This window comes from Bradyrhizobium sp. MI1.7 (assembly GCF_055811795.1).
In genome coordinates this window covers 68,017-74,016 of record NZ_JBVVPO010000047.1, presented here as the reverse complement: position 1 = coordinate 74,016, position 6,000 = coordinate 68,017, and the positions used below count along the sequence as shown (strand labels likewise).

12 protein-coding genes are annotated in these 6,000 nt (G+C 59.6%); 9 read left to right on the top strand and 3 right to left on the bottom strand.

What is annotated here, in order from left to right; translation table 11 throughout:
- Window positions 1-171 precede the first annotated feature (171 nt).
- A complete protein-coding gene (locus AC0L3X_RS32665) occupies window positions 172-549 on the top strand; it encodes an NUDIX hydrolase (RefSeq protein WP_135217209.1) in 378 nt (125 codons plus the stop codon).
- Window positions 550-585: 36 nt separating this feature from the next.
- Here the strand turns inward: AC0L3X_RS32665 and AC0L3X_RS32660 are convergent, their stop codons facing one another.
- Together AC0L3X_RS32660 and AC0L3X_RS32655 are read right to left on the bottom strand one after the other, a co-directional pair.
- A complete protein-coding gene (locus AC0L3X_RS32660; RefSeq protein ID WP_135217200.1) occupies window positions 586-783 on the bottom strand; it encodes a hypothetical protein in 198 nt (65 codons plus the stop codon).
- Between the two features lie 115 nt (window positions 784-898).
- On the bottom strand, window positions 899-1,153 hold the full coding sequence (locus AC0L3X_RS32655) for a PepSY domain-containing protein (protein WP_039156949.1): 255 nt from the start codon (window positions 1,151-1,153) through the stop codon (window positions 899-901).
- A 279-nt stretch (window positions 1,154-1,432) separates the two neighbouring features.
- Between AC0L3X_RS32655 and AC0L3X_RS32650 the strand changes: the two genes are divergently transcribed.
- Complete coding sequence (locus AC0L3X_RS32650) at window positions 1,433-1,936, top strand: ATP-dependent DNA ligase (RefSeq protein ID WP_354096937.1); 504 nt, start codon at window positions 1,433-1,435, stop codon at window positions 1,934-1,936.
- Between the two features lie 265 nt (window positions 1,937-2,201).
- Here AC0L3X_RS32650 and AC0L3X_RS32645 read toward each other — a convergent pair whose 3' ends face one another.
- Window positions 2,202-2,483: a hypothetical protein gene (locus tag AC0L3X_RS32645; protein ID WP_283016715.1), complete on the bottom strand. Its 282-nt coding sequence runs from the start codon at window positions 2,481-2,483 to the stop codon at window positions 2,202-2,204.
- 415 nt (window positions 2,484-2,898) lie between these two features.
- Here AC0L3X_RS32645 and AC0L3X_RS32640 point away from each other — a divergent pair, with 415 nt between their 5' ends.
- From AC0L3X_RS32640 to AC0L3X_RS32610, 7 genes are all read left to right on the top strand, one after another.
- Window positions 2,899-3,117, top strand: coding sequence for a hypothetical protein (locus AC0L3X_RS32640; RefSeq protein ID WP_283016716.1), 219 nt, complete (start codon window positions 2,899-2,901; stop codon window positions 3,115-3,117).
- A gap of 144 nt (window positions 3,118-3,261) precedes the next feature.
- Window positions 3,262-3,522, top strand: coding sequence for a DUF3551 domain-containing protein (locus AC0L3X_RS32635; protein WP_071917452.1), 261 nt, complete (start codon window positions 3,262-3,264; stop codon window positions 3,520-3,522).
- A gap of 710 nt (window positions 3,523-4,232) precedes the next feature.
- On the top strand, window positions 4,233-4,487 hold the full coding sequence (locus tag AC0L3X_RS32630) for a hypothetical protein (protein WP_167768351.1): 255 nt from the start codon (window positions 4,233-4,235) through the stop codon (window positions 4,485-4,487).
- 44 nt (window positions 4,488-4,531) lie between these two features.
- On the top strand, window positions 4,532-4,714 hold the full coding sequence (locus AC0L3X_RS32625) for a hypothetical protein (protein WP_343287527.1): 183 nt from the start codon (window positions 4,532-4,534) through the stop codon (window positions 4,712-4,714).
- A 224-nt stretch (window positions 4,715-4,938) separates the two neighbouring features.
- Window positions 4,939-5,130: a hypothetical protein gene (locus AC0L3X_RS32620; protein WP_038955530.1), complete on the top strand. Its 192-nt coding sequence runs from the start codon at window positions 4,939-4,941 to the stop codon at window positions 5,128-5,130.
- A complete protein-coding gene (locus AC0L3X_RS32615) occupies window positions 5,127-5,423 on the top strand; it encodes a hypothetical protein (protein ID WP_244623531.1) in 297 nt (98 codons plus the stop codon). The genes AC0L3X_RS32620 and AC0L3X_RS32615 overlap by 4 nt, the downstream gene beginning before the upstream one ends.
- Window positions 5,420-5,584, top strand: coding sequence for a hypothetical protein (locus AC0L3X_RS32610; RefSeq protein WP_283016719.1), 165 nt, complete (start codon window positions 5,420-5,422; stop codon window positions 5,582-5,584). The genes AC0L3X_RS32615 and AC0L3X_RS32610 overlap by 4 nt, the downstream gene beginning before the upstream one ends.
- Window positions 5,585-6,000: the final 416 nt, after the last annotated feature.

Genomic DNA, 6,000 nt, shown 5'->3' with positions numbered 1-6,000 from the left:
ACAGACCAACCTATAGGGGGTCAATTTTGGACGCCGATCCCCCGGCTTAGGGGGTCAATATTGCAGGCCGAATGACAGATTGCTCCGTAATCATAGGGGAACGATGCTCTTCACTGCGGCGCGAACCCCGCTGTAAACTGATGCCGGATTGTGAAATCGATTCGCAGGAAGATGGCTAAATCCTCGAAACTTGTCGCCGCGAAGAATGGGCGAGTACTTCTGGTCCGACGACGGCGCGATAAGCGCTGGGCGTTCCCGGGCGGCCGTAAGCGTGCGGGTGAAAGTGAGAGGAAGTGTCTTCGCCGCGAGATCACCGAGGAACTGCCGAAGCTAAAACTTGGGCCAGTGAAGCTCTGGAAAGAGGTAAAGGGAAAAAACCGTCAATCCGGACGACAGATGAGCGACGCGATCTTTGTGGCCAAGAAGGCGTCCGGTCCCCTGAGGATCGGCGATAAGAACGAGATCGACAAAGCGGCTTGGCGCAAGCCGCGCGGCATCAGACTCACGCCCACGTCGCGCTACATCCGGGACAAGTTGTTTCCGAAGTAGATCACGCGCTCGCAACTGCGGCCTCGAACCCAGCGGTCAACCGCGCAACCGTTTAGCGCGGGTCCAGACCTTCTTCAGATATCGTTTTCGGGCTCCCGGTGCACCAACCTTCCCGCCCCAAATGCGAATGAGTTGCCGTGATCGACCGGAAAGCTCGGCGACTTCCTTATAGCTCGCAAGACCATTCTTGAGCATGTAGAGCGCGGCGGCCTTGGTGACATCCTTGGTGCGCATTTGCAGTGCGATCCCGATTGTCGTTTCGGGCCAGATGCTGATGCGTCAATGACTGTAATGCCCTCAGGGGGCGGCTCAAAGTACAACTGGCCACCCACCTTGCATCTTCTCAAAGCTAGTGGTCTGGCTTTTCGCGCACGATCACGCCGGTCTTAGGGTCGGCGTGGAATTCCATCTTCTGTCCGTTCTTGATGCCTTCGCCCTCCCATTGGCCGTCGTCGGCTTCAAGCTTAGTGACCTGCGAATAGCCCGACTCCATGACCTTGGCCTTCACTTGCTCCATCGGCATCCAGTCAGGTCCGGGTTGGTCTGCTCTCGCTGCTGAGCCAATGGCGAGGGAACCGAGAACCAGAATTGTGGCAAGCTTCATTTTGGCCTCCTCTCGATGAAAGGCTTCAACGGGCGCGCTGAATTGATGTTCCTCTGTCGCGCCCGCGGACTTGGTGTCAGATCGACGCAAACGAATGGACTTCCGTTTTGGGCCCCTGGGGACAAGATGGTCGGCTTCGGGTCAAAACCGGCAACGCGGCCCCTTCTTACGGGAAAGACGATCCCTATCTCCGCATCATGCGTACCGCGTTCGAATTCTGCCTGCCGACCGCCGCCAAGGTGGTGCCGGCTGGCCCCGACTGGATCCACGAAATCAAGTATGACGGCTATCGCCTGCGCGTCGAGGGGCAAGACCGTGCGGCTTTTCACCCGCAACGGCCACGACTGGACCAAGCGATACCCCTGGATCGTCGAGGCCGCGCTGAACAACCGCGAGCAGCAATTCGCCATCGACGGCGAGGCCGTGGTGCTCGGCGTCGACGGCGCCTCGGACTTCAACGCCCTGCACTCGCGCAAGCATGATCACGAGGTTCAGCTCTATGCGTTCGACATCCTCGCGCTTGGCGGTGAGGACCTGCGCCAGCTGCCATTGACGATGCGCAAGACCAATTTGGCGCGGCTGCTGCGCGGCCGGCCTGATGGCATATTCGTCGCGCCGTTCGAGGCTGCCGAGATCGGTTCGGATCTATTCGCCGCCGCCTGCCGCATGGGCCTCGAGGGCCTGGTCTCGAAACGCCGCGACCGGCGTTATGGCGCCGGCCGCTCGAAAGACTGGATCAAGGTGAAGAACCGGACCCATCCGGCAATGACGCGAGAATTCTGAGCGTTCGGTCGCGCGCCTCCTGCCCAATCAAGGCCCGGCGGTTCAATTGCCCCTTTCCGTCCATCCCCTTTCTGGGCCCCTCGGTCGGCTGCGGGCAGCGTTCAGTCTATCGGCCTCTGCTTCAGCAGTGGAGTGCGACAAGCCAGACAGAGGCTTCCCGCCTTTTCCGATCGCAGGCACATCTAGTGAAAGATCCAGTACGGTGAACCGGCCGGTTACCGGTCGCTCATACCAAGCAACGTACCGCGCCTTCATTTCGGTCATTCTAGACCCCCTCGGTAGCGGATCGATCCTCGAATAGATCAACGTATCGCGCATGGAGAATCACGTAGCCCTTGGCACCGTCTAAGAGCACCTTGACCTGAGTGGCCGTTGCTCCCTGACCAAGAACGATGCCTTTCTTACCGCTAAGACGCGGTCCAGCCAAAGCAGCAATGACGATCCGTCGACCAGCAAGAAGCTCGTCCTTGGCGGCCATTAGGTCCGCAGATCTCGGCAGGTTACGGTTTGTGCTACGCGGCATGGCTTTAAAATAGCGCAGCACCATTGAGTTAAAAAGCCCGTGTGTCGGGGGACCACGGCTTGCGCGACCTTTTCGATCGGTCAAGCTGGCGAACCGCCAAGCGTGAATGGTGATCGCAATGCGTACTGCAGAACAATTGATGCAACTACCACATGTATTCAATCTTGGTGCACGTGATCAAACCCGCACGGTCTAACAAGCCGCTTATTTGTGCGCGCTGCTCAACAAATCTGCTAACTGCGAGGCGCCAAGCGGCGTTGACTTTCAGCGGGTCCTTGGCGTGACACCTAGATGCCCCCGGCGCTAGCCTCAGGCCATCCATCCGCGGCAGCCCCTGTCGTAAACCGGCAGGGGTTGCTTATTGGTGGTAGGCCCGCCAGTGAACCAGCGGGCCTTTGCCCGGCGGAGTATTTACAGCTCCCACTAGAGTGAAGCACTGATGTCTGACGACGGCGCACTCAAGAAGGAAATCGACGCTCATCAGCAGCAGATGACAGAGGCTGAACGTAAACTTTTGGTCGGCCTCGATGAGTTCATCAAGGGCAAGGTCGCGCTAGGCGTGCCCAGAGAGCGCGCCTACGCCATAGTTGCGGAGATACTCCCGTACGCTCGAGAGGTCAGAGCACGCGATCTACGCCGCGCGTTTAGGGTCGTCTAAGGCGTCCCGGGAGAGCTAGGCCCGCCAGCGTGACCAGCGGGCTGGTAGCGATCGTCAGGCGCAGTCGCGACCTCCGCGGGGTACGATCGAAGTACTGGCTCGTGGAGCTTCGCGCGCTTTGTCAATGTCCGAAAGGAGGTTCCAATGCGTACTCCGGCCTTGGCGATTTTGGCAATCGGGATGGCATCAACAGAGCCGGCGGCAGCTCAGACGTATAATCCGGCCTTTCCGGTTTGCCTGCACGTTTACCGCGCGGGGGCCAACTATTACGATTGCAGCTACACATCGCTGCCTCAGTGCAATGCTTCGGCATCGGGCCGCGCAGCAGAGTGCGCCATAAATCCATACTTCGCGGGCGTGGAAAACCCCGCAGCTTATCGGCGGCACGGCCGCCGCGCCTACTAGGGCAGTTGCGAGAGACGCCCAGCCCGCCATCGTGAACCGGCGGGCCTTTGCTTTTCCACACCCGCGACGCGCAGTAGTTCGCGCGCGTTCCGCGGCCCAAGGTTCGGATTAGCCTACGTCGTTCTGACATTGCCCCATAGGCTCCCGATAGCGTGAGCCGTGGGTCAACCACCGAGAGCAAGTAAAACCGGCCACAGCTTTGCAAGGAGCCAGAGCATCAGGGCGAAACACGCCCAAATGCCCATTAAAGCAAAGACGGCCCGAGGATTCCTGAAGATCATCACAGTGCCAACTTAGCACTCGTCGGAGATCTCCGCACTGAGCGAATGGGGTAGCCCGCCAGCGTGGAATTCGGCGGGCTCTCTATGCTCATGCGGACTGGGGCAAATGCGTCACCTTCTCCGCCGATCAATGTTGTTGTGGCCGGGGAAGAACAGACCGGCTAGCACGCCAATAGCAGCAGGTATGACAAGGCTGAGACAGTCCATGACGCACCGCCTCTCAGCAAACGGATCGCCTGCCCGATAAACTGACGGGCCTTCAACTGCGTTCCGCCTTCAACTGCGTTCCGCATCAGCGACAAAAACCCGCCATCGTGAATCGGCGGCCCTTTGCTTTTCCACACCCACGACCGGCAGTAGCTCGCGAGCATCCCGCGCCGCTAGGAATCGATAATTTGACTCTCGCCTGCGCCGCGGTTCGATGGCGTCATGACCAAGGCAGAGAACAGAGCGGCGGCGAGAGCTTGGCACCAACTACGCATGCGTCAGCGCGCGGAGGAAGTGCGGGCCGAGGCGATAGCGACCGATCTGGCCGAGCTCGGCCGGCTTCGCCACTACCTCATCTTTGGCAGGAAGGATCGCCGCGCCGACCGCGAGAAGCTGATGAGCGCCATTGACGACTACGTCGGTGAGATGACTGGCGATCGAACCGCGCTGCACGCCAAAAACCACAAGTGCGGGTGAAGCAGTTCGGCCTGGGGGGACGAAGAATCGGGTAGTCGATCTGCATGAAACTCGCCGCCGAACGTGCCTTTGCCGCACCTGAAGCCGCCGCCCGCAAACTGGTCGAGCTCGCGAAGACCATTGAAGCCGTCCAGGACGGTCGCATTCACATCGAAAAGCTCAATGCTCCGTTTCTCTACACGCTCAAGGCCACCGGGTCGGAGTTCGGCGCCGGCATCAAGCATTGAGAAGGGCTGGCCCGAGCTGCACGAGAGCGGGACCTATGTCCGGCTGATCAGCATCAGCGCAAAAGCGGCCCCAGCAAAAGACTAAGTTGCCGGGGCCGTTTGGAGGTCACCTTGGCGGTAATGGGGTCGCCAGGTGGTCATGAGCATAGGAAAAACCGGCAATCAGTTCTGTCCACTTGTGCCCAAAGCGGTATAGTTCCTCATCGGGAACGGAACCGATCGCAATGAAGGACATGCAGGCTCAGTTAGAAAAGCTCCGCACGGATGCTGCCGAGTGCGCCTTGATCCGCGATCTTGCTACTGAACCCAAGAAGCGAGAACTGTTCACAAGGCTGGCCGAGCATCTGACAGTTCTGGCCGACGAGGTTGAACACGCCATTGCTGCCGCGGGACCTGAACTGAAGCGAAAGGAATGACCGAACGAGGCTGGCGTCGGCCTTTCGAGGGTCCGATCAGGATCGGCGAACGCACTCTGGTGACGCTGCTCGACGCCGGCGAGTACATTGCCGCACTGCCGAAGAAAGAGCACGCGGCACCGGAGTGGCAAGCGGCGATGGAAGCCTTGATCCTGGTGGCGGAAGGTGGCGGTCCGACGATGTTTGCCCGCATCGGGGTCATACGGGCGTTGAACCGCCACCACGTCCTGGAGTTTAACCCGAAGGGAAAAGAACCGCATTGGGGCCGGCGCAAGCTGAAGAGGGATCAATGACCGTCTTCGTGTACGTCAATACGGCCAAGCAGGTCGGCGACATCGATCACATCAAGGTTTTCGCAACGGTGGACGCCGCGGAACGATGGTTCGATGAAAACGATCCGGAGGGCGTCGCCTTCGAATACGATGTTTTGGGCTTGCCAGCCGGAACCGCGTGATCTGAGACGCGGGTCCAATGGGAAAAGCCGCAGCGTGGTTCCAGCCCCCACTGCGGCATTCCCGGAACTACGAAAAACCTTGGTGCTCAAATCTCGCCGGTGTTCTTTTAATAGAACACCCCGTTCCGAAAATGGATTCCGTAAGAATACCGGTGCGCGAAGTTCGAGCATTGCCGTGTGAGGGCGAACATGGCACGGGCATGCATTCCAGCCCCAATGCTCCCGGCTGTCGATCCAATTGCGGATTAGAGCGCCGGGAGTGCTAGGCCCGCCAGCGTGAACCGGCGGGCCTCACTTGGTCGAAACTGGCGTGTACTCATAAACGTCAGCTTCCGAGAGCAAAGTGGAAGTTGCCCCGCTTACTTGGCATCGACTGCTTGTGATCCGAATTAGGCCGCCTAGGATGTCCGCCCCGC

Excerpts from the sequence above, each read along its gene's own strand:
- AC0L3X_RS32665 (WP_135217209.1), top strand. The coding sequence starts at position 172 with ATGGCTAAATCCTCGAAACTTGTCGCCGCGAAGAATGGGCGAGTACTT.
- AC0L3X_RS32645 (WP_283016715.1), bottom strand. The coding sequence starts at position 2,483 with ATGGTGCTGCGCTATTTTAAAGCCATGCCGCGTAGCACAAACCGTAAC.
- AC0L3X_RS32620 (WP_038955530.1), top strand. The coding sequence starts at position 4,939 with ATGAAGGACATGCAGGCTCAGTTAGAAAAGCTCCGCACGGATGCTGCC.
- AC0L3X_RS32635 (WP_071917452.1), top strand. The coding sequence starts at position 3,262 with ATGCGTACTCCGGCCTTGGCGATTTTGGCAATCGGGATGGCATCAACA.
- AC0L3X_RS32615 (WP_244623531.1), top strand. The coding sequence starts at position 5,127 with ATGACCGAACGAGGCTGGCGTCGGCCTTTCGAGGGTCCGATCAGGATC.
- AC0L3X_RS32640 (WP_283016716.1), top strand. The coding sequence starts at position 2,899 with ATGTCTGACGACGGCGCACTCAAGAAGGAAATCGACGCTCATCAGCAG.
- AC0L3X_RS32660 (WP_135217200.1), bottom strand. The coding sequence starts at position 783 with ATGCGCACCAAGGATGTCACCAAGGCCGCCGCGCTCTACATGCTCAAG.
- AC0L3X_RS32630 (WP_167768351.1), top strand. The coding sequence starts at position 4,233 with ATGACCAAGGCAGAGAACAGAGCGGCGGCGAGAGCTTGGCACCAACTA.
- AC0L3X_RS32650 (WP_354096937.1), top strand. The coding sequence starts at position 1,433 with ATGACGGCTATCGCCTGCGCGTCGAGGGGCAAGACCGTGCGGCTTTTC.
- AC0L3X_RS32655 (WP_039156949.1), bottom strand. The coding sequence starts at position 1,153 with ATGAAGCTTGCCACAATTCTGGTTCTCGGTTCCCTCGCCATTGGCTCA.
- AC0L3X_RS32610 (WP_283016719.1), top strand. The coding sequence starts at position 5,420 with ATGACCGTCTTCGTGTACGTCAATACGGCCAAGCAGGTCGGCGACATC.
- AC0L3X_RS32625 (WP_343287527.1), top strand. The coding sequence starts at position 4,532 with ATGAAACTCGCCGCCGAACGTGCCTTTGCCGCACCTGAAGCCGCCGCC.